Origin of the sequence: Streptomyces broussonetiae (assembly GCF_009796285.1) — a bacterium.
In the GTDB taxonomy this organism is placed as follows: Bacteria; Actinomycetota; Actinomycetes; order Streptomycetales; family Streptomycetaceae; genus Streptomyces; species Streptomyces broussonetiae.
The window spans coordinates 1,438,346-1,462,976 of sequence record NZ_CP047020.1 but is presented as its reverse complement, the minus strand read 5'-3'; the positions used below and the strand labels follow the sequence as shown (position 1 = coordinate 1,462,976).

Annotated in this window: 28 protein-coding genes; 13 read left to right on the top strand and 15 right to left on the bottom strand. The window is 72.4% G+C overall.

The genetic code is table 11. From position 1 onward, the window contains the following. Positions 1–17: 17 nt before the first annotated feature. A complete protein-coding gene (locus GQF42_RS07000; RefSeq protein ID WP_158918668.1) occupies positions 18–1,271 on the top strand; it encodes a geranylgeranyl reductase family protein in 1,254 nt (417 codons plus the stop codon). A gap of 25 nt (positions 1,272–1,296) precedes the next feature. Here GQF42_RS07000 and GQF42_RS06995 read toward each other — a convergent pair whose 3' ends face one another. Beyond that, positions 1,297–1,767, bottom strand: a complete 471-nt coding sequence (locus GQF42_RS06995) for a nitroreductase/quinone reductase family protein (protein ID WP_158918666.1) — start codon at positions 1,765–1,767, stop codon at positions 1,297–1,299. A 126-nt stretch (positions 1,768–1,893) separates the two neighbouring features. On the opposite strand from GQF42_RS06995, the gene GQF42_RS06990 reads away from it, so the two are divergent. From GQF42_RS06990 to GQF42_RS06980, 3 genes are all read left to right on the top strand, one after another. Beyond that, the gene (locus tag GQF42_RS06990) at positions 1,894–2,580 is read left to right on the top strand and encodes a TetR/AcrR family transcriptional regulator (RefSeq protein WP_158918664.1); all 687 of its coding nucleotides are present in this window, start codon (positions 1,894–1,896) and stop codon (positions 2,578–2,580) included. A 199-nt stretch (positions 2,581–2,779) separates the two neighbouring features. Further along, the gene (locus GQF42_RS06985) at positions 2,780–4,018 is read left to right on the top strand and encodes a sensor histidine kinase (protein WP_158918662.1); all 1,239 of its coding nucleotides are present in this window, start codon (positions 2,780–2,782) and stop codon (positions 4,016–4,018) included. Further along, positions 4,015–4,680 (top strand): response regulator, encoded by a 666-nt coding sequence (locus GQF42_RS06980; RefSeq protein WP_158918660.1) that lies wholly within the window; start codon positions 4,015–4,017, stop codon positions 4,678–4,680. Before GQF42_RS06985 ends, GQF42_RS06980 begins: the two co-directional genes overlap by 4 nt. Here the strand turns inward: GQF42_RS06980 and GQF42_RS45715 are convergent. After that, positions 4,641–4,940, bottom strand: coding sequence for a DUF6332 family protein (locus tag GQF42_RS45715; RefSeq protein ID WP_376002989.1), 300 nt, complete (start codon positions 4,938–4,940; stop codon positions 4,641–4,643). The two genes, GQF42_RS06980 and GQF42_RS45715, sit on opposite strands and share 40 nt — an antisense overlap. Before the next feature lie 57 nt (positions 4,941–4,997). Then, positions 4,998–6,488, bottom strand: a complete 1,491-nt coding sequence (locus GQF42_RS06970; RefSeq protein ID WP_158918658.1) for an MFS transporter — start codon at positions 6,486–6,488, stop codon at positions 4,998–5,000. Positions 6,489–6,573: 85 nt separating this feature from the next. Between GQF42_RS06970 and GQF42_RS06965 the strand changes: the two genes are divergently transcribed. Further along, a complete protein-coding gene (locus GQF42_RS06965; RefSeq protein ID WP_158918656.1) occupies positions 6,574–6,963 on the top strand; it encodes a MarR family winged helix-turn-helix transcriptional regulator in 390 nt (129 codons plus the stop codon). Between the two features lie 12 nt (positions 6,964–6,975). On the opposite strand, the gene GQF42_RS06960 is transcribed toward GQF42_RS06965, so the two are convergent. Then, complete coding sequence (locus GQF42_RS06960) at positions 6,976–7,737, bottom strand: maleylpyruvate isomerase family mycothiol-dependent enzyme (protein ID WP_158918654.1); 762 nt, start codon at positions 7,735–7,737, stop codon at positions 6,976–6,978. A gap of 58 nt (positions 7,738–7,795) precedes the next feature. Further along, positions 7,796–8,974, bottom strand: a complete 1,179-nt coding sequence (locus GQF42_RS06955) for an MFS transporter (RefSeq protein ID WP_158918652.1) — start codon at positions 8,972–8,974, stop codon at positions 7,796–7,798. A gap of 429 nt (positions 8,975–9,403) precedes the next feature. On the opposite strand from GQF42_RS06955, the gene GQF42_RS06950 reads away from it, so the two are divergent. Then, positions 9,404–9,799, top strand: coding sequence for a luciferase domain-containing protein (locus GQF42_RS06950; protein WP_158918650.1), 396 nt, complete (start codon positions 9,404–9,406; stop codon positions 9,797–9,799). 57 nt (positions 9,800–9,856) lie between these two features. Here the strand turns inward: GQF42_RS06950 and GQF42_RS06945 are convergent, their stop codons facing one another. After that, complete coding sequence (locus GQF42_RS06945) at positions 9,857–10,636, bottom strand: DeoR/GlpR family DNA-binding transcription regulator (RefSeq protein WP_158918648.1); 780 nt, start codon at positions 10,634–10,636, stop codon at positions 9,857–9,859. A gap of 123 nt (positions 10,637–10,759) precedes the next feature. Here GQF42_RS06945 and GQF42_RS06940 point away from each other — a divergent pair, with 123 nt between their 5' ends. Next, positions 10,760–11,641 (top strand): SIS domain-containing protein, encoded by an 882-nt coding sequence (locus GQF42_RS06940; protein WP_158918646.1) that lies wholly within the window; start codon positions 10,760–10,762, stop codon positions 11,639–11,641. 563 nt (positions 11,642–12,204) lie between these two features. Further along, on the top strand, positions 12,205–13,065 hold the full coding sequence (locus GQF42_RS06935) for a class II fructose-bisphosphate aldolase (RefSeq protein ID WP_158918644.1): 861 nt from the start codon (positions 12,205–12,207) through the stop codon (positions 13,063–13,065). Positions 13,066–13,083: 18 nt separating this feature from the next. On the opposite strand, the gene GQF42_RS06930 is transcribed toward GQF42_RS06935, so the two are convergent. Next, complete coding sequence (locus GQF42_RS06930) at positions 13,084–14,217, bottom strand: methyltransferase (RefSeq protein WP_158918642.1); 1,134 nt, start codon at positions 14,215–14,217, stop codon at positions 13,084–13,086. Positions 14,218–14,296: 79 nt separating this feature from the next. Here GQF42_RS06930 and GQF42_RS06925 point away from each other — a divergent pair, with 79 nt between their 5' ends. The 3 genes from GQF42_RS06925 to GQF42_RS06915 are packed head-to-tail and all read left to right on the top strand — an operon-like array spanning position 14,297 to position 16,869. Further along, a complete protein-coding gene (locus tag GQF42_RS06925; RefSeq protein WP_158918640.1) occupies positions 14,297–14,968 on the top strand; it encodes an alpha-ketoglutarate-dependent dioxygenase AlkB family protein in 672 nt (223 codons plus the stop codon). Between the two features lie 26 nt (positions 14,969–14,994). Beyond that, entirely contained in the window at positions 14,995–16,233 is a 1,239-nt protein-coding gene (locus GQF42_RS06920) for an ROK family protein (RefSeq protein WP_158918638.1), read from the top strand. A gap of 42 nt (positions 16,234–16,275) precedes the next feature. Then, complete coding sequence (locus GQF42_RS06915; RefSeq protein ID WP_199272593.1) at positions 16,276–16,869, top strand: NUDIX hydrolase; 594 nt, start codon at positions 16,276–16,278, stop codon at positions 16,867–16,869. Positions 16,870–17,041: 172 nt separating this feature from the next. Here the strand turns inward: GQF42_RS06915 and GQF42_RS06910 are convergent, their stop codons facing one another. The 5 genes from GQF42_RS06910 to GQF42_RS06890 all read right to left on the bottom strand — a co-directional run bounded on the left by GQF42_RS06910 (position 17,042) and on the right by GQF42_RS06890 (position 20,715). After that, positions 17,042–17,230, bottom strand: a complete 189-nt coding sequence (locus GQF42_RS06910; protein ID WP_158918636.1) for a DUF1272 domain-containing protein — start codon at positions 17,228–17,230, stop codon at positions 17,042–17,044. Positions 17,231–17,409: 179 nt separating this feature from the next. Continuing rightward, complete coding sequence (locus tag GQF42_RS06905) at positions 17,410–18,417, bottom strand: hypothetical protein (protein ID WP_158918634.1); 1,008 nt, start codon at positions 18,415–18,417, stop codon at positions 17,410–17,412. 5 nt (positions 18,418–18,422) lie between these two features. Continuing rightward, positions 18,423–19,337: an ABC transporter ATP-binding protein gene (locus tag GQF42_RS06900; RefSeq protein ID WP_158918632.1), complete on the bottom strand. Its 915-nt coding sequence runs from the start codon at positions 19,335–19,337 to the stop codon at positions 18,423–18,425. Continuing rightward, positions 19,334–19,726, bottom strand: coding sequence for a GntR family transcriptional regulator (locus GQF42_RS06895; protein WP_325100306.1), 393 nt, complete (start codon positions 19,724–19,726; stop codon positions 19,334–19,336). The genes GQF42_RS06900 and GQF42_RS06895 overlap by 4 nt, the downstream gene beginning before the upstream one ends. A 209-nt stretch (positions 19,727–19,935) precedes the next feature. Further along, on the bottom strand, positions 19,936–20,715 hold the full coding sequence (locus GQF42_RS06890; RefSeq protein WP_158918628.1) for an NAD(P)H-dependent oxidoreductase: 780 nt from the start codon (positions 20,713–20,715) through the stop codon (positions 19,936–19,938). 138 nt (positions 20,716–20,853) lie between these two features. Between GQF42_RS06890 and GQF42_RS06885 the strand changes: the two genes are divergently transcribed. Beyond that, complete coding sequence (locus GQF42_RS06885) at positions 20,854–21,756, top strand: helix-turn-helix transcriptional regulator (protein ID WP_233273272.1); 903 nt, start codon at positions 20,854–20,856, stop codon at positions 21,754–21,756. Between the two features lie 247 nt (positions 21,757–22,003). On the opposite strand, the gene GQF42_RS06880 is transcribed toward GQF42_RS06885, so the two are convergent. From GQF42_RS06880 to GQF42_RS06870, 3 genes are all read right to left on the bottom strand, one after another. Next, positions 22,004–22,912 carry a phosphotriesterase family protein gene (locus GQF42_RS06880; RefSeq protein WP_158918626.1) on the bottom strand — a complete coding sequence of 303 codons (909 nt, stop codon included), beginning with the start codon at positions 22,910–22,912 and terminating at the stop codon, positions 22,004–22,006. Further along, on the bottom strand, positions 22,909–23,496 hold the full coding sequence (locus GQF42_RS06875; protein WP_158918624.1) for a DUF4865 family protein: 588 nt from the start codon (positions 23,494–23,496) through the stop codon (positions 22,909–22,911). The genes GQF42_RS06880 and GQF42_RS06875 overlap by 4 nt, the downstream gene beginning before the upstream one ends. A gap of 78 nt (positions 23,497–23,574) precedes the next feature. After that, positions 23,575–24,150, bottom strand: a complete 576-nt coding sequence (locus tag GQF42_RS06870; protein WP_233273271.1) for a TetR/AcrR family transcriptional regulator — start codon at positions 24,148–24,150, stop codon at positions 23,575–23,577. A gap of 190 nt (positions 24,151–24,340) precedes the next feature. On the opposite strand from GQF42_RS06870, the gene GQF42_RS06865 reads away from it, so the two are divergent. Further along, positions 24,341–24,631 (top strand): SHOCT domain-containing protein, encoded by a 291-nt coding sequence (locus GQF42_RS06865; RefSeq protein ID WP_158918620.1) that lies wholly within the window; start codon positions 24,341–24,343, stop codon positions 24,629–24,631.

Here is a 24,631-nt window from a genome sequence, read left to right as displayed (position 1 = left end):
CGGAGCAGTAGACCATCGTGAGCGGCGAGAACTCTTCGGCGGACGGCGTTCAGCAGGTTTGGGACGTCGTCGTGGTGGGCGCGGGACCCGCGGGGGCCTCGGCCGCCTATGCTGCCGCGGTTGCGGGACGGCGCGTGCTGTTGCTGGAGAAGGCAGAGTTGCCGCGCTACAAAACCTGCGGCGGCGGCATCATCGGACCCTCCCGCGATGCGCTGCCTCCCGGCTTCGAGCTGCCCCTGCGTGACCGGGTGCATGCGGTCACCTTCTCCCACAACGGACGCTTCACCCGTACCCGCCGTGCCAAGCAGATGCTGTTCGGCCTGGTCAACCGCGCCGAGTTCGACCAGCAGCTGGTCGAGCACGCCCAGAAGGCGGGCGCCGAGCTGCGTACGGGCGTCACGGTGCAGCGAGTGGAGCAGCACGGCTCGGCGGTCCCCGACCGGCGCACGGTGGCCGTCGTCCTCCAGGGCGGCGAGACGGTGCTGGCCCGCGCGGTCGTCGGCGCCGATGGCAGCGCCAGCCGCATAGGGGCCCATGTCGGGGTGAAGCTGGACCAGGTGGACCTCGGCCTGGAGGCGGAGATCCCGGTGCCGGACCCGGTCGCCGAGGACTGGAAGGGCCGCGTCCTCATCGACTGGGGCCCGATGCCCGGCAGTTACGGCTGGGTGTTCCCCAAGGGCGACACCCTGACGGTCGGCGTGATCTCCGCGCGCGGCGAGGGCGCCGCCACGAAGCGGTACTTGGAGGACTTCATCGCCCGGCTCGGCCTGTCCGGCTTCGAACCCGTCGTCTCCTCCGGACATCTGACCCGCTGCCGCGCGGACGACTCGCCGCTGTCCCGGGGGCGGGTACTGGTCTGCGGTGACGCGGCCGGCCTGCTGGAGCCATGGACCCGCGAGGGCATCTCCTTCGCACTGCGCTCGGGCCGGCTCGCGGGGGAGTGGGCGGTCCGCATCGCCGAGGCGCACGACGCGGTCGACGCCCGCCGTCAGGCCCTGAACTACGCGTTCGCGGTCAAGGCCGGGCTCGGCGTCGAGATGAGCGTCGGCAAGCGGCTGCTGGCCGTGTTCGAGAGGCGTCCCGGTATCTTCCACGCGGGCCTCACCGGCTTGCGCCCCATCTGGCGGGCGTTCCGGGACATCACCCAGGGCAAGAGTTCGCTCGGCGAGATGATCCGTTCCCACCCGCTCGCCCAGCGCGCCCTGACCGCGGTGGACCGCGAGCAGAGCGCCACGGCGCAGGAGCCGGCGCAGGACCCGGTCGGTTCGTGACGAAGGTCAGCGCCTGTGACCACGGTCAGCCCGTGACGCTGATGCGGAACACCGGGTGGTCGCCCGCGCAGGCGATGATCTCCTCGTCGGAGGACTTCGCGGTCACCCCGTCGAAGTACTGGTTGACCTCCCAGCCCCACTTCTCCAGATAGGTCCGCAGCACGGGGAGCTTCTCGGCATCGGGAAGCTCCGCGGCGGTGAAGGTGCGCACCCTGCGGCCGACGCGCAGTTCGCCGCCGCCGGCGACGCGCATGTTCCGCACCCACTGCGAGTGGCCGCGCGCCGAGACCAGGTACTGCTCGCCGTCACAGGTGTGCGGGTTGACCGGGATGCGCTGCATCTGGCCGCTCTTGCGGCCCCGCACGGACATCTCCGCGGTGCCCGCCAGGCTGAGGCCGTGCCGGGCGAGCCAGCCGATGACGCCGTTCAGCCGGACGTTCATCGGGCTGCCCTTGAGGTAGTACGGCGAAGAGCTGGACGAAGAAGACGACGCCATGATGACCCCCACGAATTGGGAGAGCAGTGCTCTCGGGTGACTCCAGTGTGGGGGAGGTCGCCACAAGAAAGCAAGAGCGGTGCTCTCTTTTGTGTGCACCGCTCTCGCACGTGGCAGACTGCCGGCATGAGCACTCCACGGGGCGCCCGGGCGCGGGCCAGGATCGAAGTCACCGCCGCGATCAAGGAGGCGGCCCGCAGACAGCTGGCGGAGGAGGGCGCGGCAAAGCTCTCGCTGCGCGCCGTCGCCCGCGAGCTGGGCATGGTCTCGTCGGCCCTGTACCGCTACTTCCCCAGCCGCGACGAACTGCTGACCGCCCTGATCATCGACGCCTACGACTCCCTCGGCGAGGCCGCGGAGCAGGCGGACACCGCGGTTTGCGGCGCCGCGCCGGTGGCCCGCTGGACGGCCGTGTGCGAGGCGGTGCGCGGCTGGGCGCTGGCGCATCCGCACGAGTACGCGCTGATCTACGGCTCGCCCGTGCCCGGCTACTCGGCTCCGGAGACCACCGTGCCGCCCGCCTCCCGCGTGGGCCTGGTCCTGATCGGCATCATCCGCGCCGCGTACGAGGACACGGGCCTCGCGGACCTGCCCCTGCCCGACTCCCTGCGCCCGGAGGCCGAACGACTGGCCGCCGACCTCGCCCCGGAGCTGCCGCCCGAGGTCGCCGCCTCGATGGTGGCGGCCTGGGCGCAGCTGTTCGGGCTGGTGAGCTTCGACCTGTTCGGCCAGTTCAACAATGTCGTCGAGGACCGGGAAGGCTTCTTCCGCCTCGCGGTGACACAGCTGGCGCGCGGGGTGGGGATGCGGTAGGCGCCGGCGAGGCGGGGGCCGCCGGTGCCGGGCCGGACGCGGACGTCGTCGTACGGCGGACAGCGGTGTACGTCGAGGCGGGCGCCGGACACCTCATGAGCGCTGTCCTGCCGGTCAGGGCCGTACTCCCCGGGGAGTAGGGGTGATCACCTCGCCCGGCTGACGCCCTGCCGCGTCGGCGGCGTCTAGCGTGGCGGGCATGGAAGAGCAGCGCGCCCCCGGACCGTGGTGGCGCTACGGGCCGGCGGGGCCGCGGCACGGACCCCCGTGGCGTGGCGGCCCGGACGGCGCGGAGCCACGTCGCGGCCACCGTCCGCCCTGGCGCTCCACCGTACTGATCACCGGGTTTGTGCTGGTCGGCAGTAATTTCGCCGCCCACACCCAGCAGCACCGTGTGCCGCTCGACCACTACGCGCGCGTGCTGCTGCTCGTCGCCTCGCTCCTGCTGCTGTGGCGGCACCGCCACCCGGTGGCCGTGGCGTTCGGCACGGCGGCGGTGACCCTCGGCTACCTGGCCGCCGGCTACCCGAACGGGCCGGTCTACCTCACCGTCGCGGTGAGCTGCTTCAGCGCTGTGGTCGCCGGGCACCGGCGGGCCGCCTGGGCGTCCGTGGGGCTGCTGTGGGCCGGGCACGCCCTGGTCGCGCTCTGGCTCTACCGCTGGCTGCCACCCGCGGGGGCCAAGGGTGCGGGCATCGCCCAGGAGGTCGTCGTCGCCACCTGGGTGCTGGCCGTCGTCGCCGTGTCCGAACTGGCCCGGGTGCGGCGCGAGCAGTGGGCACGGGAGCGCGCCGACCGGGCACAGGCGGCCAGACGGCGCGCGGACGAGGAACGGCTGCGGATCGCCCGCGAACTGCACGACGTCCTCGCGCACAGCATCTCCGTCATCAACGTCCAGGCAGGCATGGGGCTCGCGCTGCTCGACAGCGACCCCGAGCAGGCCCGCACCGCGCTCACCACCATCAAGGCCGCCAGCAAGGAGGCACTCGGCGAGGTGCGCCAGGTGCTCGACACCCTGCGCGCCCCCGGCGCCGCCCCACGCACTCCCGCGCCGGGCCTGGACCGACTGCCGGAGCTGGTGGAACAGGCGGCGGCGGCCGGTCTGACCGTCGAGGTCCAGGGCGAGCCGTCGCACCTGCCGCCGGGCGCCGACCTGGCCGCCTTCCGTATCGTGCAGGAGGCCCTGACCAATGTCGTACGGCACTCCGGATCGCGGCACGCGCGCGTGTCGTTCGCCCGAGACGGCGATGCGCTGCGGCTGCGCATCGACGACGACGGGCCCGCGACCGGTGCCGACGCCGGCGGCAGCGGGAACGGGCTGGCCGGGATGCGGGAGCGGGCCGCGGCGCTGGGTGGCGCCATCGAGGCGGGCCCGCGCCCCGACGGCGGCTTCCGGGTGATCGCCGTACTGCCGTCGCAGCTCAGGGAGGACCAGTGATCCGGGTACTGCTCGCCGACGACCAGTTGCTCGTGCGGGCCGGTTTCCGCGCGCTGCTCGACGCACAGCCGGACATCGAGGTGGCCGGCGAGGCGGCCGACGGTGAGGAGGCACTGCGGCTGGCGCGCGAACTGACGCCGGATGTCGTCCTGATGGACATCCGCATGCCCCTGCTGGACGGCCTGGCCGCGACCCGGCGCATCACCGGCGACGCGGAGCTGACGGACGTCAAGGTGGTCATGCTCACCACCTTCGAACTGGACGAGTACGTCTTCGAGGCGATCCGTTCCGGAGCCTCGGGCTTTCTGGTCAAGGACACCGAGCCGGAGGAACTCGTGCGCGCCGTACGGGCGGTGGTCGAAGGCGCTGCACTCCTCTCGCCCGGCGTCACCCGACGTCTGATAGCCGAGTTCGCGGCCCGCTCCAAGGAGCCCGCGGCGGCGGACGCCCTGGCGCGGCTCACCGAGCGGGAGCGGGAGGTGATGGCGCTGGTCGGTATCGGCCTGTCCAACGAGGAGATCGCCCGCCGACTGGTGGTCAGCCCGCTCACCGCCAAGACCCATGTGAGTCGCGCGATGGTGAAACTGGGCGCCCGGGACCGCGCTCAACTCGTCGTCCTGGCCTACGAGTCGGGGCTGGTACGACCCGGCTGGCTGGGCTGAGCGGACCGTCGGAAGCGCACCAGCACACTCACCACACGGACCGCGAAGACCACGGGTGCGACCACGAGACCGCCCCACCGCAGCGTGGTCTCGAGGGCACGGGGGAGATCGAAGAGCAGAGTCGGCCCGGCGACGGCCCCGAACAGCACCGCCGCCGCGAAGCACCCGCTCGCCGGCGCACAGCCGATCTCGACCGTGGCCGCATCCTGTTGGGCTTTGGTGCGGCGTACCCCCGTATGCGCACATTCCCCCAGCTTCACAGACGTGCGCCCGGCGGAGCAAACAGCCCCGCCGGGCGCACGGTTGGAGGCGTCCCCCTAGTCACGGACCGCCACGCGCTCCGTTTCCGCCTCCCTCATGGTGGATCCGGCGACCACGACAGACGGCCGGCCGCGACGGCTGCGCAGACCTGTCAGAGTGATCAGCAGGCCGGCCAGCGCGATGCCCGCGACGACGAGGAAGCCGGGGCGGTAGCTGTCGAGCACGGCCTGCGGGCTGGCGTGGGCGGGGGCGCCCGCGGTGACCACGGCCGTCACAACGGCCAGGAAGAGCGCGCCGCCCACCTGCACCGAGGTGTTGAGCAGACCGGAGACCATGCCCTGCTCGTGGTCCTCGACCCCGTTGGTGGCCTGGATGTTGAGCGAGGGGAAGACCAGCGCGCAGGCCGCGCCGATCAGCAGCATGGACGGCAGGATGACGGCCGCGTACGCCGGGTCGAGGTCGACGCGCAGGAACAGGGCGTACCCGAGGGCCATGAAGGCGAAGCCGAGCGCGATCAGGCGCGGGGTGCCGAACCGGTCGACGATCGCGCCGACCTTGGTGGAGGACACCGCCACCAGCGCGCCCGCCGGCAGGAACGCGAGCGCCGTGTGCAGCGCCGACCAGCCGAGCAGGGACTGCATGTAGAGCGTCGTCAGGAACTGAAAGCCCACGTACGATCCGAAGAAGGCGATCGCGCCGAGCTGCGCGCGGACCTGGCTGCCCGAGCGCAGCACGCCCAGCCGGATCAGCGGGCTCGGCGAGCGCCGCTCCACCAGGACGAAGGCCGTGAGCAGCACCGCGACGGCGAGGAACGACAGCAGCGTACGGGCCGAGGCCCAGCCGGCCCCGGGGGCCTGGACGACGGTGTACACCAGCAGCAGCATCGAGGCCGTGCCCAGGATGGCGCCCGGGATGTCGTAGCCGTCGTGGTTCTCCTCGCGGGCGCTGCGCGGCAGCAGCCGCAGGCCGGCGACCAGCGCGATCAGGGCGATCGGCGCGGGCAGCAGCATGGTGAAGCGCCAGCTGGCCTCGGTGAGCAGTCCGGAGAGCACCAGGCCCATGGAGAAGCCGGTGGCGGCGCAGGTGGTGTAGATGGACAGGGCCCGGTTGCGCAGCGGGCCCTCCGGGAACGTCGTGGTGATGATCGACAGTCCGGCCGGTGCCGTGAAGGCCGCGCTCAGGCCCTTGATGAAGCGGCTCGCGATGAGCAGCGGACCGGAGTCCACGACTCCGCCGAGCAGTGAGGCGAGCGCGAAGACGCCGAGCGCGACGAGGAACACCTGGCGCCGGCCGAGCAGATCGGCGGTGCGTCCGCCGAGGAGAAGCAGGCCTCCGTAGCCCAGGATGTAGCCGCTGACGATCCATTGCAGCGTCGATGTGGAGAGGTGGAGATCGGAGCCTATGGACGGCAGCGCGACGCCGACCATCGACACGTCCAGCGCGTCCAGGAACATCGCGGCGCAGAGCACCAGCAGGGTGCCCCACAGGCGAGGTGTCCAGCGGACGGCCGGGGACGGGGCCGTGGCGGGGGTGAGCGGAGAGGTCATGCCGACGAGACTACATGCATGTGCATTGAGTGCAAACGCATTTAATTACGATGCAACAATCTTGGTTCTCTGCTACCGTGCGCTCATGGCGGCGAACAGGGCCGAGCAGGCGCTCGTGGAGCAGTGGCGGGACATCCTGGCCTTGCATGCCCGCACGCAGTGCGAGCTGGACCGGGTGCTGCACGAACACGGCCTGTGCGCCAGCGACTTCGAGGTTCTCGACCTGATGGCCGAGGGGGCGGGCGGCTGCGCCTACCGCGTGCAGGAGATCTCCGAGCGGGTCCATCTCAGTCAGAGTGCGCTGTCCCGGCTGATCGGCCGTCTGGAGAAGGACGGCCTCGTCGAACGTGCCATGTGCGCCGAGGACCGACGCGGGGTGCGGGTGGCGCTGACGGCCAAGGGGCGCGCGCTGCACGGCGAGGTGCGGCCCGTGCAGCGCGCGGTGCTGGCCCGGATGCTGACCGAAGCCGGCTGACGGGGCGCCGCGTCAGATCCGGCCCTTCTCCCGCCACAGCTCGGCCAGGGAGCGGTCGCCGGTCACGCTGGGCACGGGCTCGCGGTTCCACAGCGCCAGGTACAACTGCTCTGCGGGGCCGGACAGTTCGGCCTCGGCCTCGTCGGCCGCGTCCCGCACGGTCACCGGCGGCTCGGCCGACAGCCGTACGGTCCACACCGCGTCCGTCCCGTCCGGCGTCGCGGCCAGTGCCCGCACCCGCACGACGCGCGGTTCCTCGGTGCGCAGACGGCTCCGGGAGCGGGCGTGGAAGCCGCGCAGCAGCTCGTCGATGCCGTCCACCGCGAAGTCGGGCGCAAAGTCCGGGGCGACGGGGGATGCCGTACCGCCGAGCGCCGCCTCCGCGTCGTAGCGGTGGACCGTCGTCTCGTGAGCCTGCCTGCGGGTCCAGAAGGCCAGCGGTGACGGGCCTGACGCCGGAAGGAAGGTCCAGCACTCCAGGGCGGCGGGTGCGGCGGCCAGGGTGTCGACCAGCAGGCGGTGACTGTCCCGGTACCAGGCCACCAGTTCGGCGCCGTCCAGGTCCGGCAGGTCGCCGAAGGGGCGTGGCGCGGGGTCCGCTTCGGCCACGAAGCCGGTGGCCCAGCGGTGCACGGCGCCGGTGTGCCGCAGCAGGTCGCGCACCTGCCACTCGGGGCAGGTGGGCACCTTGGCATCGGCCCCCGCGGCTTCGGCGGCCGCCGCGAGCAGTCGACCCTCGCGGTCCAGCGTCTCAAGGAAGTCGGCAGTGTCCATGGGAGCGAGTGTGCCGGATGGAGGGCGTTCGAGATCTCTCCCGACGGGCGGGGCTTTATCAGTGGCCCATGGTCTGCCGCGTCGTCACCCCGATGAGCGCGGCGACGGCGGCCAGCGCGGCCACGCTCGTCAGGGCGGCCGGCAGGGAGAACCAGTCGGCCATGAAACCGATCGAGGGAGGACCGAGGAGCATGCCGCCGTAGCCCAGCGTCGAGGCGACGGCGACGCCGGACGGGCCGGTCAGCGAGCCCGCCCGCTCGACGGCGACCGGGAAGAGGTTGGCGAGCCCGAGCCCGGTGACGGCGAACCCGGCCAGGGCCGCCCCTGCCGAAGGCGCGAGGGAGCCGAGCAGCATGCCCGCCGCCGCGACGGTACCGCCGGTGATCACGGTGCGCGCCCGGCCGAGACGCTCCAGGAGCGTCGTCCCGGTTGCCCGGCCGACGGTCATGGCCAGCGCGAAACACGAGTACCCGGCCGCCGCCACGCCCGACGACGCCGCCAGGTCCTGCTGGAGATGGAGTGCGCCCCAGTCCGCCATGGCGCCCTCGCCGTAGGCGGTGCACAGCGCGATCAGCCCGAAGACGACGACCAGCCCGCCCCGGCCGGTCCGCCCGGTGCCGTCGCGGTCGGGCTCCGCGTGCGGTGACGGGCCACGCTCCGGCGGTGCGGGCGGCTCGTGCCGCAGGAGGGTGCGCCCGGCGACGGCGGTGACGAGGAGCCCGATGAGTGTGAGGCCGAGCAGATGCCGGGTGGGGGAGAGCGCACCGGCGACCAGCCCGCCGAGGCCCGCTCCGATCATGCCGCCGAGGCTGAACGCGGCGTGGAAGGTGGGCATGATGGGCCGCCGCAGCGCGGCCACCAGGTCGACGGCGGCGCTGTTGAAGGCCACGTTGATGCCGCCGTAGGCGGCGCCGAAGAGCAGGAGTACGGCGCCGAGGGCGGGCGCGGAGTGGGTGAGCGGGGGCAGGGCGACGCTGAGCGAGAGCAGTACGGCACAGACCACGGTGACCGGATGGCTGCCGTATCGGCGGCACAGGCGACCGGTGAGGGTCATCGTGATCACGGCACCGGCGGACACCCCGAGCAGAGCCAGGCCCAGGTCACTGGCCGAGGCGTGGGTCTGCTCCTTGATGGCCGGGATCCGGACGACCCACCCGGCGAAGATGAATCCGTCCAGGGCGAAGAAGGCGGTGAGGGCGGTCCGCAGGCGGATGAGGCCGTGACTGCTGCCCGGCACGACGCTGTGCGATCGGGATTTGTTTATTAGCGGCACAAAGTCAGGTTAGGGCGCTGCCGAGGGGAGGGGCAAGGGTCGCCGGGTGTGCCGGGCGGTCCGCCGCGCGCCCTGGGCCCCGCTGCTGTTCCACACTTCGAGACAGCCGGATCCGCGGCGTCACCCGCTCCGGCGACACCGCGCTCCTCCTGAGGTCCGGGTCGCCCTCTGTTTTCATATGACCGGCACGGGTCTGTCCGCGGAGTGAGTGACGCGGCCTTGGCCTGCGCCGACTTGGAGTGGTTCGGTTCGGCCGCGACGTCAACGCCGTGCGGCGCATGCTCCGTTCGGGGTCGCTCGGGGCTTCCCGTGCCTGGTCCCCGCCCGGATACAGGTCGGTTAATGCTTGTTCACGAGCTGGTTGCGAGAGGGTGAGCGGTCCATGATGGGCCCATGACGTTGGCCTCGCGCGCGTTCGCGCAATTGGCGACCTGGCCCGACCTGAGTCGGACGGTCCCGAGCTGCGGTCTGGGACAGGCAGTGAGTTCGGCCCAGGGCGAGATCGCCCACTTCCACTCGGACCGCGATGTCGATCTGCGGCTGACCGACCGGGCCGTCAGGCGGTTCGCCAAGGACCTGCAGGACTCGGGGGCGATCAGGATCGTGCCCGGCTCGCACTGGGTGACCCTGCGCCTCGACGCGGCGAGCGATGTCGACCTGCTGCTGACCTTGGTGAGCGTGGCGCTCAAGGCCCAGCAGGCCTGGCCCGACCCGGTCGAGCGGCAGCCGACCGGCTGCAACGACCAGCGGGGTGCGGGGTTTGTGAAGGCCGACCTCGGGCGGATCTGATCCGGCCGGTGTGGCGCCGGTTTCCCGCGGGCCGACCGTGGTCGGCTCGGCCGGCCGTCACACCGTCAGGACCCGGACCCCGGCCTCCTCGAACCGGCGGACCGTCTCCTGGGGTGCGGCCGTGTCCGTCACCAGGGTGTCCACCAGCTGCGCGCCGCAGATCCGGGCGAAGGCGCGCTGGCCCAGCTTGCTGGAGTCGGCGGCGACCACCACTCGCTCGGCGCGTTCGCACATCAGCCGGTTGATCGCGGCCTCCGCCTCGTCGTGCGCCGCCGCGCCGTGCGTGACGTCGAAGGCGACGACACCGAGCACGGCCACGTCGAGCGTGATCTGCCCGAGCACCCCGTCCGCGAGCGGGCCGATGAGTTCGTACGACTGCGGGCGCGCCACCCCGCCCGTCACCACGATCTTGAACTGAGGCCGAACGGCCAGCTCGTTGGCGATGTTGAGCGCGTTGGTGACGACGGTCAGCGCCGGTGCACCGGTCGACAGGTCGCCGCGCACGGCCAGCGCCCGGGCCACCTCCGTGGTGGTCGTACCGCCGGTCAGCCCCACCGCCTCACCCGGAGCCAGGAGTTCGGCCACGGCCTTCGCGATGCGCTGCTTCTCGGAGGCGCGGCGGGCCGTCTTGTAGCGCAGCGGGAGTTCGTACGACACCCCGTGCACCACCGCTCCGCCCCGGGTGCGCACCAGCATCTGCTGCTCGGCGAGCTGGTCGAAGTCCCGGCGGATCGTGGCCGCCGACACCGCCAGCTCGGCCGCCGCCTCCTCGACCTCCAGCCGGCCGCGCTCCACGAGCAGCTCCAGCAACGCCTTCCAGCGGGCGTCCCGGGACATCCGCAGCCTCCGTTCTCCGTGTTCCCGGTGACCCTAGCGCACCATTCTCTGCGCGCCGATGCTTGATTGTGCTTGAAAGCTCGCTATATCTTGCAGGAACAATCAGCCAGAGAGGGTGTGGGCATGACCCATGTCGAGGACGAGCTGAACAGCCAGCCCGAGTGCTGGGCGCGGGCCGCCGAGCGGGTGGAGCGGCACAAGACCGCGCTGCCGCAGCCCGGGGAACGGGTCGCGATCGTGGGGTGCGGAACCTCGTACTTCATGGCGCAGGCGGTGGCCGGCCTGCGGGAGAGCGCCGGACAGGGCGAGACCGACGCGTTCGCGGCCTCCGAGTTCCCGTACGGGCGGTCGTACGACCGGGTCCTCGCCCTCACCCGCTCCGGTACGACCACCGAAGTGCTCGAGCTGCTCGGGCAGTTGAGGGGACGGACCCGGACCACCGCCGTCACCGCCGACCCGGCCACCCCCGTCATGTCGGCCGCCGACGACCTCGTCGTCCTGGACTTCGCCGACGAACGCTCCGTCGTCCAGACCCGGTTCGCGACCACCGCCCTCACCCTTCTGCGCGCCCACCTCGGCCTGCACAGCGACTCGGTCGTCGCCGATGCGCGTACGGCCCTCTCCGCTTCTCTTCCCGAACGGCTGGTCGCCTGCACCCAGTTCACGTTTCTCGGGCGCGGCTGGACCGTGGGGCTCGCGAACGAGGCCGGACTCAAGATGCGCGAGGCCTCGCTGTCCTGGACCGAGGCCTACCCGGCGATGGAGTACCGGCACGGCCCGATCAGCGTCACCACCGAGGGCACGGCCACCTGGATGCTCGGTGAGGCACCCGAAGGGCTCGCCCAACAGGTCGGTGCCACCGGAGGGTTGTGGATCGGAGGCGGTCTCGATCCGCTCGCCGAACTCGTCCGCGTCCAGCGGCTGGCGGTCGCGGTCGCCGCCGCCCGCGGCCTCGACCCCGACCGCCCGCGCCACCTCACCCGCTCGGTGATCCTCGCCCCCTGAAAGGCCCTCGCGGAGCCGGGGCGCGGCCTGCCCGAGCCCGAGCCGCTCCTCGGCCGCACCTGGCGCAGTGCGGGCCGATGCCGGGCCAAGGCCTTGGCCCGGCAAGGTCTCTGCCAGGCCAGGGCCTCTGCCAAGCTCTGTCCGATCCCCTGTCCGTGCCCTGGCCGTGGTCCCGTCGAGCGCCCGGCGGATCCCCGGCCGAAGTCCGGGCCGGGTTCCGACGGATTCCCTGCCAAGCCCGTTGCCAAGCCCTGTGCGGCCCCAGGTCGCGACCTCGTCCAGCCCCGTCCAACGCTGGGCCCGGTGCTCTGCAGCCCGTCGGCCGGTCCCTGTCCGTCTCTCAGCCCGGCAGCCCCCAGCCACCTCCGATCGAGCCCCCCTGCAACCCGTCGGCCGATCCGTGGCCATCCCTCAACCCAGCAGCGTCAGCCAACCTCCGGTCGAGCCGCATCCACCTCCGGTCGCCGTGGCCCTGTGGACAAGCAGCCTCGGTCAACCCCCTTTCCCAGCAGTCTCAGTCACCCCCGGCCACCCCCGGTCCGCGTCCTGGAAGGACACCCGAAGTGCCCCTCGCGTCCACCGGCGAGCTGGTCACCGCCGCCTCCGCAGCCCGCTCCGCCGTCGCCGCCTTCAACGTCATCACCCTGGAACACATCGAGGCCGTCATCGCCGGCGCCGAGTCGGCGGGTGCGCCCGTCGTCCTCCAGGTCAGCGAGAACGCCGTCAAGTTCCGCTACGGGCGGCTGCTGCCGTTGGCGCGCGCCGCCGTCGCCGCCGCCGAACGGGCCGCCGTACCCGTCGCGTTGCACCTCGACCACGTCCAGAGCGACGACCTGCTGCGCCAGGCACCCGGCGCCGGGTTCGGCTCGGTCATGTACGACGCGGCCCGCCTGCCCTACGCCGACAACCTCTCCGCCACCCGGGCCGCCGCCGACTGGGCGCATGCCCAAGGGCTCTGGATCGAGGCCGAGCTGGGACAGATCGGCGGCAAGAACGGCAGACCCCCGCTGGACGCCCACGCACCCGGCGCGCGCACCGACCCCGACCAGGCCCGCGACTTCGTGGCCGGTACCGGTGTCGACGCGCTCGCCGTCGCCATCGGCAGCGTGCACGCCATGACCACCCGCACGGCCCGCCTCGATCACGGCCTGCTCAAGCGGCTGTCCGCCACGCTCGCCGTCCCGCTGGTCCTGCACGGCTCCTCCGGCGTACCGGACGAGGGGCTGGTGGAGGCCGTCGTGGGCGGCATCGTCAAGGTCAACGTCGGCACGGCCCTCAACGTGGCCATGACCGGAGCGATCCGGGAGTTCCTCGCGGCGCACCCCGAGGCCGTCGACTCGCGCAAGTATCTGAGCGTGGGCCGGGAGGCGATGGCCCAGGAGGTGCACCGGATCATCGGGGTCCTGACCCGGACCCCGCGCTGACCGTGCGTGCCCCTTGCCTCAGTCCTTCTTGACCGCCCTCAACACCACGAACTTGGGGTCGGACGCCACCAGTTCGCTGTTGCCGAACAGCCGCCTGAGCTTCACGTGATACCCCAGATGCCGGTTGCCGATCACCCACAGCTCGCCGCCCGGCCGCAGCGCGCGCTGCGCGCCGGTGAACATGCGCCACGCCGTCGCGTCGGTCGTCGCCTGGTGGGCGTGGAACGGCGGGTTGTTCAGCACGAGGTCCACACTGCCGGGCGCCACCCCGGCCAGCCCGTCCCCGACCCGGAACTCCGCATGCCCGGGCACGCCGTTGGCCTTGTACGTCGCCTCCGCCGAGGCCACGGCCTGGAAGGACTCGTCCACGAACAGCACCTCGGCGGCGGGATCCGCCAGCGCCACCGCCGTACCGACGACACCGTTGCCGCAGCCGAGGTCCACCACACGGGCGGCACCGGGGCCGGGCAGGTGTGTCAGGAAGAAGCGTGTGCCGATGTCGAGCCGGTCGGCACAGAAGACGCCCGCATGGTTGACGACCGTGCGCCCGGAGGCCGCGCCGATGCCGTCCGGGAGGCCGTAGCTGTACGGCCACGGGTTCGCGGGGCGCTCCAGCGCCGGATCCGGGGTGCAGAAGATCAGCCGGGCCTTCTGGCGTGCCAGTGAGGTCCGGGTCGGGCCGAGGACCCGCTCGAACAGCTGGAGCGTGGAGGTGTGGATCTCCTTCACCATGCCGGTGCCGACGACGACCGTGTCCGCGTGCACCGCGGGTGCCAGCCGTAGCAACTGGTCCTCCAGCAGCGCGAGGCTCTTGGGTACCCGCACCAGCAGGACGTCCACCCGCTCCGGCGGCGGATCCTGGGTGGTGAGCAGCTGGACGGCACCGGGCTCGACGCCGGCCCGGGCCAGGTTCGCCCGGGTCGCCTCCTGGCCCAGAAAGGAGTCGGTGATCTGCGTCGGACGGTGCTCCGCGAGCGCCGTGGCCAGCGCGCCCCAGCGGTCCCCGACCACCACCACCGTGCCGGTGAGCGGCACCCCCTCCTCGGCCAGGTGACGCAGCAGGTACGCGTCGGAGGCGTCCCAGGCGCGCAGCGGGTCGCGGGGATCCTCGGGGAAGCGGGTCAGGTCGACCTCGCCCCACGGTGTCGTCATACGGTCGCTCATCGTGCGTCCAGGCTAGCCGAGCCGCAGATCAGGGGTGGTGCGGCGGGCCTGCGCGATGATGGAGCGCGTGGACGCGGAGCTGTTTCCCAGGGAGCGTGCGCGGGTCGCACCGGGCGCCGTGCACGCCCCGGGCTGGCTGGACGGCGACGAGCAGCGCGAGCTGCTCGCCGCCTGCCGGGACTGGGCGCGGCCCCCGGCCGGACTGCGCACGGTCCGCACGCCGGGCGGCGGCACGATGACCGCCCGGCAGGTCTGTCTGGGCTGGCACTGGTACCCGTACGCCTACGCCCGTACGGCCGTCGACGGCGACGGCAGCCCGGTCAAGCCGTTCCCGGCCTGGCTCGACGAGCTGGGCCGCCGCGCGGTGGCCGACGCACTGGGCCCGGATGCGGTCCCGGCGACGCCGTACGACATCGCGCTGATCAACTTTTATGACGGCGACGCCCGCATGGGCATGCACCGCGACGCCGACGAGCGCGCGGACGCCCCGGTGGTCTCGCTGAGCCTCGGCGACACCTGTGTGTTCCGCTTCGGCAACACCGGGACGCGCACCCGGCCGTACACCGACGTGGAGCTGCGCAGCGGCGATCTGTTCGTCTTCGGCGGGCCGTCCCGGCTCGCCTACCACGGCGTGCCGCGCGTGCGCCCGGGTACGGCACCGCCCTGGCTGGGCCTGGCCGGCCGGCTGAACGTCACCCTGCGGGTGAGCGGGCTGCAGCGGGCGGCCCGGAACCAATGATTGCGGATCATGGGAGACTCGCCCTCATGAGCGGCAAGGCGGACCCCAGGACGGCGGGGGAGAGAACGACCCCGAGGGCGCGGCTGGACCGGGGGCGCGGCGCGCTCGGACCCGCACTGGAGCTCGTGCACACCGGGCGTGCGCCGACCCGGGCCGTGCTCACCGCCGAACTCGGAGTCACCCGGGCGACGGCCGGCGCGGTGGCCGCCGAGCTGGAGGCGCTCGGGCTGATCCGGGTGGACGCCCGGCCCGCCGCGGCGGCCGGTTCCCAGGGGCGCCCCTCGCACCGGCTGGAACTCGCCGAGGAAGGGCCGGTGGCACTCGCGGCCCAGGTCCACGCCGACGGGTTCCGGGCCGCACTGGTCGGACTGGGCGGCCGGATCGTGGCGACCGCGCCCGGCTGCGAGACCGTCGACGCCGACCCGGCGAAGGTCCTCGGCTCGGTGGTGGAAGCGGGCGCCGACCTGCTGCGCACGACCGGCCGGCGCTGCGTCGGCGCGGGGCTCGCCGTACCGTCCGCAGTGGCCGAACCCGACGGGCTGGCGCTCAACCCCCTGCACCTGGCCTGGCCGGTCGGCGCCCCCGTGCGGCGGATCTTCGCGGAGTGCGTGCGCGCCGCCGGCCTCACCGGCCCCGCCTTCGCCGGCAACGACGTCAACCTCGCCGCACTCGCCGAACACCGGCACGGCGCCGGGCGGGGCGCCCGGGACCTGCTGTGTGTGGCCACCGGCCACCGGGGCGTCGGCGGCGCCCTGGTCCTCGACGGGCGTCTGCACACCGGCAGTTCGGGCCTCGCCCTGGAGGTCGGCCACCTCACCGTCAACCCGGAGGGCCGCCCCTGCCACTGCGGCAGCCGGGGCTGTCTCGACGTCGAGGCGGACCCGCTGGCCCTGCTGGTCGAGGCGGGCCGCGAGCCGGGCCCCGAGGTGTCCCTGCTCCAGCAGGCCAACGACCTGCTGCGCACGCAGTACGACGACCCGGCCGTCCGTACCGCAGCACAGGCGCTGATCGACCGCCTGGGTCTCGGTCTCGCCGGGCTGGTCAACATCCTCAACCCCGACCGCATCATCCTCGGCGGCCTGCACCGCACCCTGCTGGGCGCCGACCCCGGCCGGCTGCGCGCGGTCGTCGCCGACCGCAGCCTGTGGGGTCAGAGCGGCGGCGTGCCGATCCTGCCGTGCACGCTGGACCACAACAGCCTCGTCGGCGCCGCCGAACTGGCCTGGCAGCCGGTCCTGGACGACCCGCTGGGGGCGCTGCGGTGACCACGTCCGCCGTGGAAGCCGACCGCTGGGCGCATCCGCCTCGTGGAGACGGCCCTGCCGGAGCTGTCGCCGGGGCACCGCGTGGAGATGGACCGCGCCTGCGAGGAGGCGGTACGGGCCAACCCGGCGCTCTTCGACGGCCCGGTTGCCGCCCTCACCCGGCCGGCCCGGTACGGGGCGGACGGCCTGGTGCTGTACTGGGCGCGGGCCACCTACCGGTTCCGGGCACTGCGCGGGCTCCCGGACGCGCCGGTGTACGCGTCTGTGTTTGTCTGTGTGCTGCAGCCCTGCGACGACGGGCGTCTGCTGGTGGGCCGGATGTCGTCCTCGACCGCGGCTCCGGGCCGCCGGCAGCTTCCCGGGGGTACCGCACCGTGGAACCCGCTGCGCAGGAGCGGGAGTTGGACCTGCCCCGGGCTGCGTGAGCAGGCCACCAGGGAGCCGGCCGAGGAGACCGGCTCGGACACCACCGACGACGCCCTGACCCTGTGGCTGACCACCCGAGGGCCCGGGGCGGCGGCGTCATGTTCCTGGCCCCGCCGCGTCCGGAGCGGGAGCTGCGCGAGCGGTACGCCCGGCTGGTCCGCACGGAGACATCGCTCGGCCGCGATCCCGAGTTCGACCGTATCGAGCTGATCGCCTCACCGGCCGACCTGGAAGACCTCACGGGCCGGCCTGGAAGACCTCACGGGGCCGCTCGTCGACTACCTGGCCCCTGTCGTCCGCCGCCGTTTCGAGCCGTCGTCGCCCTCGACCGGTCTCCACCGAACGCCGTGGCGGCGAGCGGCAGAGGCCGGTCCTCCCCGTCTCAGCCGGCGGCGGGAACGCGACGGGGCCGGGCGAGCAGTTCGCCACCGCAGTTGGGGCAGACACCTGCCATGGCCTCGCCGCACGCCACGCAGAACGTGCACTCGTACGAGCAGATGAGAGCCTGGCCGTCCGCCGGCAACTCGGCGGTCGTACAGCGCTCGCAGCGATCGCGCATCTCCAGTGCCATGGGTGTCTCGTCTCCTCCTGGTGCCGGTGCAGGCGGTTTCCGCCTCCCATACTGAAGCCCGGAGTGGGTGGTGTGCGAGGTCCGGCGGTCTCGCCGTGCCTGACGGCGGGTCGTCCGGTTCGAGGACTTCAGAGGCGGGCGCAGACGCGGTGCGCAGGGGCGAGCGTCCGGGCGCCGGGTCAGTCGGTCCTGCGGCGGACCAACCAGACGCTGGCGATGGCGAGGAGAAGGGCGAGCAGGCCCATCCAGGCCGCCTCGATGAACTGGAAGGACCAGAAGCGGGCGGAGGGCTGGTAGCTCGTCACGATGGTGTAGTGCCGGGCCTGGAGCCAGTCCCTGTAGGGAACCGAGGGAAGCCCGTTGCCGGATGGGAGCTGTGCCACGTACTTCATGTACAGGCTGTGGCTCTGGGAGTCACTGAGCGGGTGACCGGTGGGGTCCGTGTATGCCGTGCCGACCACCCAGTCACGTGGGCCAGGCTTGTGGAAGGTGGTCAGCGGCGTCATGTAGTGCCGGCGGAGCTTGAACACGGTCGCCATGAGCAGGCCGAAGAAGCCGAGGAAGACCGCACCGACCGCGACCATGGTGCGGCGGACGAGCAGGCCGGCGAAGACCCCCGCCGCGAATGCCAGCAGCGTCTGGACCGGGAAGGCGATCCCCTCCAGCTCGAAGCCGAGATAGTCGCCGAATCCGACGGGCAGGACGTGGTCCAGCGGGGCGTTGTACCACGAGTACAGGGCACTGAAGCCTGCCGTCACGGCGACCAGTACCAGGGCGATCAGAAACAGCTTGGTCAGCAGCCAGCGGGTGCGCCCGGCCGCCTGGGTCCAGGCGAACCGGTAGGTGCCCGTCTCCAGCTCCCGTGCGATCAGGGGCCCTCCGAGGAAGGCACCGAACGCCCCCGGCAGCAGAAGGAGGAACAAGAAGGGCCACTTCGTCCCGTACGAGGTGAACAGGTCGTCGGCGAGGTGCTGGCAGCGGCCGGCGGAGTAGGACGTGCACTGGGCCAGCCCCAGTTGTCCGTAGGTCGAACGTGCCTGCATGCCTCCCGCCACCATCAGTACGGCGAAGCAGGCCAGCATCCCCAGCAGGCCGTAGACGGCGAACCGGTGCTGGCGCCAGGTCACCCAGGCCAGGCCGAGCCGGGGCAGCGCGCGGTCCCGGGCCAGGGACGGAGCATCGGTCATCGCCATCAGTGGACCACCTGTTCGCCGTGTAGGGGTTGCGGGCCGGGCAGGACCGAGGCCGAGGGCTCGCGCATGTAGGCCAGCAGCAGTTCCTCCAGGCCGACCGGGTGCCGTTGCCAGCCCGCGGGCGCGGCCGACGAAGCGGGGGCACGGGCCAGCAGGTGCGCCTGGGCGGCAGCGCGCCGGTCCTGGACGACCGGGAAGCGCTGCACGACGGTCTCGGCCTGTTCGGCGGGACCGGTCAGGACGCAATGCTCGGCCACCAGGTCCTCGACCTCACCGCAGACCTGGATGCGGCCGCCGTGTACGACGACGACGTAATCGCACACCCGCTCCAGCTCCGAGACGACGTGGGAGGAGAACACCACCGAGATGCCGTCCTGCGACACGGCCGTCATCAACGCCGCCATGAAGTCGTGGCGCGCGACCGGATCCAGCGCGGCCAACGGCTCGTCCAGGACCAGCAGTTCCGGGCGTTTGGCGAGCGCCAGGGTCAGCGCCACCTGTGAGCGCTGGCCGCCGGACAGGGCGCCGACCTTCTTCGCCACGGGAATGCCCAGTTCCCTCAGGCGGTCCTGGGCGCGGTCGGCATCCCATCGCCGGTTCATGCCGCGCCCCATCCGCAGCATGTCGGCCACGGACAGGTTGCGGTAGAGCGCTGCCTCCTGGGCCACGAAGGCGACTGCGTCAAGCGCGGCAGCCGACCCGGCGGGCCTGCCGCCTGCCACCCGCACCTGCCCGGTCGTCGCCGTGGCCAGGCCGACGGCCAGGCTCAACAGTGTTGTCTTGCCCGCACCGTTCGCGCCGACCAGTCCGACCACGTGCCCGGCCGGAACCGCCAGCGAGCAGTCCCGCAGGGCCCACGTGCGGCCGTAGCGCTTGCCGAGTCCGGCTGTTTCCATCGCCAGGCCTGTGCTCATGCGCCCACCCCCGCCCGGCCGTTGCCGCCTTCCTCGTCCGCACGGCCTGCACGGCTCTTCCGCAGATCGTGCAGGGCTGCGGTGAACAGGGCACTCATGCCCTCCTCGTCCAGCCCGGCCTCGCTCGCCGTGCGCATCCAGACCAGCAGGCTCTTGTGCAGGGCTGCCTGTTCCCGCAGGCCCACACGCTCCACGGTGCCCTCGACGAACGTCCCGACTCCCCGCCGGCCGGCCACCAGGCCTCGGTGTTCCAGCTCCCGGTAGGCCTTCAACACCGTGTTCGGGTTGATCGCCAAGCCGGCGACGACGTCCTTGACCCTCGGCAGCTGATCGCCCTGCCGCAGATATCCGAGCCGTACCGCCTGCTCCACCTGCTGGACCAGTTGCAAGTAGGTGGGTACTCCCGACCCTGGATCGAGACGGAATCCGATCGGTGACGGTGAATCACATTTATCTACATCCATAGTTATTGAGTTAAAGCGAGTTGAGGGCTCCATGTCAACCCTGTCCTGATCATGGCGGCGGCCACCGCCGCCGCCATGAACCTCGGGCTGCTCTTAGGGCTGGCGCCCCGGCTCGTCCTGTCCGTCGTCGGCGGTCAGCCGCGCACGTGCAGCCCGAAGCCCGTGCGGCCCGCGGGCTCCAGCCCCTCCTTCAGCTGCAGCGAGGGGATCTCGTAGTCGCCGAAGTTCTGCCGCCGGAACGCGATCGGCTCGGTCGACTCGAGGGTGAGCAGGCGCTGTTCCCAGGCCTTGGCGACGTCCGGGTAGTCCTCGCCGGTCAACCGGTCGGTGCCGTACAGCACGAACGGCGGCAGCACCTCGATGCCCGGGTAGTAGAGGATGCCGTGGTGGATCGGGAACAGCAGATCGTCGATGGGGCCGTTGATACCGCGAGCGGCGTAATGCGACCGCGGGCCGCCGGCGGTCACCGACAGCAGAGCCTTCCTGCCCGCGAGGGTGCCTTCGCCGAAACGCTCGCCGTACCTGGTGTCGCTGTGCTCGCCGACGCCGTACGCGAAGTGGTAGGTGAACACCCGGTCCACCCAGCCCTTGAGGATCGCGGGCATCGTGTACCACCACAGCGGGAACTGGAAGATGACCGTGTCCGCCCACAGCAGCTTCTCCTGCTCGGCGCGGACGTCCGGGGTGAGTGTCCCGGCGTCGAAGGCCCGGCCCGAGTCCAGGGCGACCCTGAGCGGACTTGAGGCGTCGGGGCCGTAGTCCGCGGCGTCCACGACCGCCTTCCAGTTCATCGCGTACAGATCGCTCACCCGTACCTCGTGCCCGGCGCTCTCCAGTGTGGACACCGCGAGGTCCTTCAGCGCGTTGTTGAGCGACCTGGGCTCCGGGTGGGCGTAGACGATCAGCGTCTTCATGGGAACTCCTTGGGATCGGGTGCCTTCGATCCTCGGCGCCGCGGCGCCCGGCGTTCAGGGGCGCCTCTTCCGTCGGACGGGACTTCCTGGTACTGGCAGGGCCACCTTCACGGGCTCCACCGAGGCCATACTGGCGGCATGGACGATCTTGCGGGCTTCCTGCGGACCCGGCGTTCGCGAGTCGACCCGGCGGCCGTCGGCATCCCCACCGACAGCCGCCGCCGGGTCGAAGGGCTACGCCGCGAAGAGGTCGCGCACCTGTCCGGAGTCAGCGTCGACTACTACGTACGCCTGGAGCAGGGCCGCGCGACCCAGCCCTCCGAGCAGGTCCTCGACGCGCTCGGCCGTGTCCTCGGCCTCGACGAGACCGAACGCAGCCACCTCTACCGGCTCGCCCGGCAGCGCCGCCGCCGCGCAAAGGCACCGGGCGGGCGGGTCCGGCCGGAGCTGCTGCGCGTCCTCGGCCTGGTCGCCGACGCACCCGCGCTGATCATGGACCACCGCCTGGACGTGCTCGCCGGGAACCGCCTCGCCGGGCTCCTGTACGGCCGGCCGGTGCCGGGCCTGAACACCGCCCGGCACATCTTCCTCGAGGAGGCCGAGCGCGGCCTCTACGCGGACTGGGAGAAGTGCACCCTCGACGTGGTCGGGCACCTGCGTCTGGCCGCCGGCAAGTACCCCGAGGACCCCCGCCTGGCCTCGCTCATCGGTGAGCTGGCGATGGGCAGCGAGCGCTTCCGCCGCCTCTGGGCCCGCGCGGACGTGCGCGCCCGCACACATGGACGCAAGGCGTACCGGCACCCGCTCGTCGGACTGCTGGAACTGCACCAGGAGAACTTTGCACTACCGGACGAATCGGGCATGGAGCTGCTGGTGCTGTCCGCGGCTCCCGGCAGCCCCGCCGAGGACGGGCTGCGCCTGCTCGCGGGCCTGGGCGCGGCCGACGGTGACGCGCATCCCACGGTGAACGTCCACGACGCGCTCGCCAACGGCGCCCCGCCATCCGCTTCGTGGTCGGACACCAGACCATCGGGGCCGTGACGTTCGACGTCACCAACGGCAGGATCGCAACCGTGCGCGGTGTCGCCGCCCCCACCGCCTCACCGAAGCCCGGCGGGAGCGCGCACCGGGCACACGCCGCTCATCGCCCAGCACGCTGCCGGGCACGACCCAGCCGTCCGCCGCCGCGGGTGAACCCGGGCAGCCAGGGCTGCAAGGTCATCCCGTGGCCCATTCTGCCTGCCCCGGTGATCCCCGCGCCCGGCCCCGAACCGTGCACGGTCCCGGCTCATCCCCACTCGGCCCCGAACGCCCGCCCCGGATGCTCGCTGAGGATCCGGTCCACCAACTCCGCACCCAACTCCGCCACCAGTCGCGGCCGCACCCGGCGCAGCAGGTACGGCATCCCGGGCCCGCCGTCGACCGAGCGAGCCCCGGCGAGCACGGTGTCACCGCCGAGCAGCAGCCGGTCGCCGAAGCCCGCCTCGGCCAGGTCCCGCACGGACTGCGGCATCCGCCAGTCGGTGGCGTGCTGGGCGCGGGAAGGCCCGTCGAAGGCCAGCCAGCAGCCGGCACCGGCCGCCTCCCGCTGCGTGACCGGGTCGGGGGAGCGGTTCAGATGGCCGAGGATCACCCGGTCGCCGGGCACACCCAACTCGCCGCACAACAGGTCGAGTACGTCCAGTGCGCCGGTGCCCAGCTCGAGGTGCACGGCGATGGGGGCGCCGGTGGCGTGGTGGGCCTCGGCGGCCGCCGTCATCGTCCAGCGGGCGTGGGCGTCGACGGCGTGGAAGCCGCCCGCCACCTTGATCAGCCCGGCCCGCACCCCCGTCGTACCGATGCCGTCGGTCAGTTCGGACACGAAGACCTCGGCCAGCCGGCCGTGCAACGCGTCGAGCAACTCCGGTGCGTAGTGGACCGCTTGGTGCAGCCCGGTGGCGCACACCAGCGTCACGCCCGTGGCCCGGGACAGCACCGGCAGGTCCGCCGCCCGCCGTCCCATGCCGTACGGCGTCCACTGCACCACAGCCGCCCCGCCTGCCGCCCGGAACGCCATCAGCTCGGCCCGGGCCGCCGCGGCGTCCTCGAGTTCCTGGCCGCGGAACTTAGGGCTGCTCAGGAAGAGGTGGTCGTGAGCGTCGCACACGCCCAGCTCCCCGGGCGCGACGTCGCCGAGGACCGTGCGGACGCGGCTCACCACTGCCGTCCCCGCGGCAGCCGGTTCCTGCCGGGCGCGGACAGATGCAGCACCTGGAAGACGTCCCCCGCGGCCTTGGGGACGTCCTGCTCCCAGAGCGAGAAGTGCACCAGCTCCCATGCGTGCGTGTCCACGGCAGCCGCCGCCAGCACCGCGCCGTCCTCGGCGGCCAGCCGCTCCGTCTCGCCCGTCGCGTCCGCCATGAAGGCCGCCAACTCCACGCCCTGCGGCACAGGTTGGCGTCTGCGCACGGCGAACGCGGGCGCGCACCGGGTCGCGGTGCCCTCCTCGAACGCCAGGCCCGTCCACTGCCGTACCGCCGGCCGCCCGAAGTCTGCGACAGTCCGCTCGAAGGCGCCCTCTCCCCACAGGAAGCTGTTCATGCCCTCCACGGTGTTCCAGAGGTAGAACGGCGCGTACTGGTTCACGGGCGAGCCGAGCACCCCGCGCTCGCGCAGCAGGTACGTCTTGACGCCGAGGCCGTCCCAGCCGTCCAGCAGATGCCCGACGCGGGCGACACGGGAGCGGATGATCCCCGGGTCGTAGTCCGCGGGCAGGGTGAACTCGTACTGCATGGCGTGCATGTCGTGGGTCCCTTCCGGGCCGGTCCGGTCTACGGGGTGGTCATTCCTGTACGCGGGCCACTGCGGATGCCGGACACGTCACCGCCGCTGTCCGGGAGTCGAGGGCGCGAGAAGGGAGAGGAGGCCGCGTACTCCCGCGTCGAACGCGGCGGGGGAGCCCGAGGCGCGGGCGAGTACATAGCCGCCCTGGACGGTCGCGAGGACCGCCGCGCCGATCTCCTCGCCGTCCAGCGAAGGTGCGAACTGCCCCTGCCGCTTGCCCTCTTCGACGATCTCCGCGATCCGGTGCCGGATCCAGGCGATCGTCTCGTCCACCGGCGCGCGCAGTTCGTCGCTGGCGATCACGTCCGGGTCCATCGTCAGCCGGCCGACCGGGCAGCCGCGCAGGACATCGCGCTCGCGCCGCAGATACGCCTCGATGCGCTCGTACGGTGTGCCCGGCCCGGCGAGGACGCGCTCGGCGGTGGCGCGCAACTCCTCGGCGGTCCGTCTGATCGCCGCCAGGGCGAGGTCCGGCTTGCCCTTGAAGTGGTGGTACATGCTGCCCTGGCCCGCGCCCGCGTGCTCCAGGATCGCCTTCGGGCTGGTACCCACGTAACCGCGCTCCCACAGCAGCTCGCGTGTGGACTCGATCAGTCGTTCCGAGGTGCTCATGCGCTCAATGTACATACTAGTAGTTACAATCCGCCAGCCCTCGTGGAGCACCGCGCCGCCCCGGCCGTACTCCCCGGGAGGTACACGCGGTGCCGCCGCCCGCACGACGACCCGGACCCCTTCCCGGAGGGAGTCTCGTGGCATCCCCGGAGACAGGGGGCGACGAGAACGACAAGGGAGATGACCCAAGATGCAGACCCTGGCCAGCTGGCACGGCGGACCCGGCCCGTGGATCCTGTTCTTCCCGCTGATCTGGGCGGCCGTCGTGATCGGCGCCGTCACCTTCCTGCGGCGCACCGCGTGGCGTGGCCGGGGCGGCCCCTGGCGCCCCGTCGACGCGGGCCGCCCGGCCGGTGACTCGCCGCTCGCGGTCCTCGGCCGCCGCTTCGCCTCCGGCGAGATCGACGAGGACGAGTACTGGCGCCGCCTGTCCGTCCTGGAGGAGCAGTTCGGCCGTACGGGCAAGGGTGGCGCGGCATGA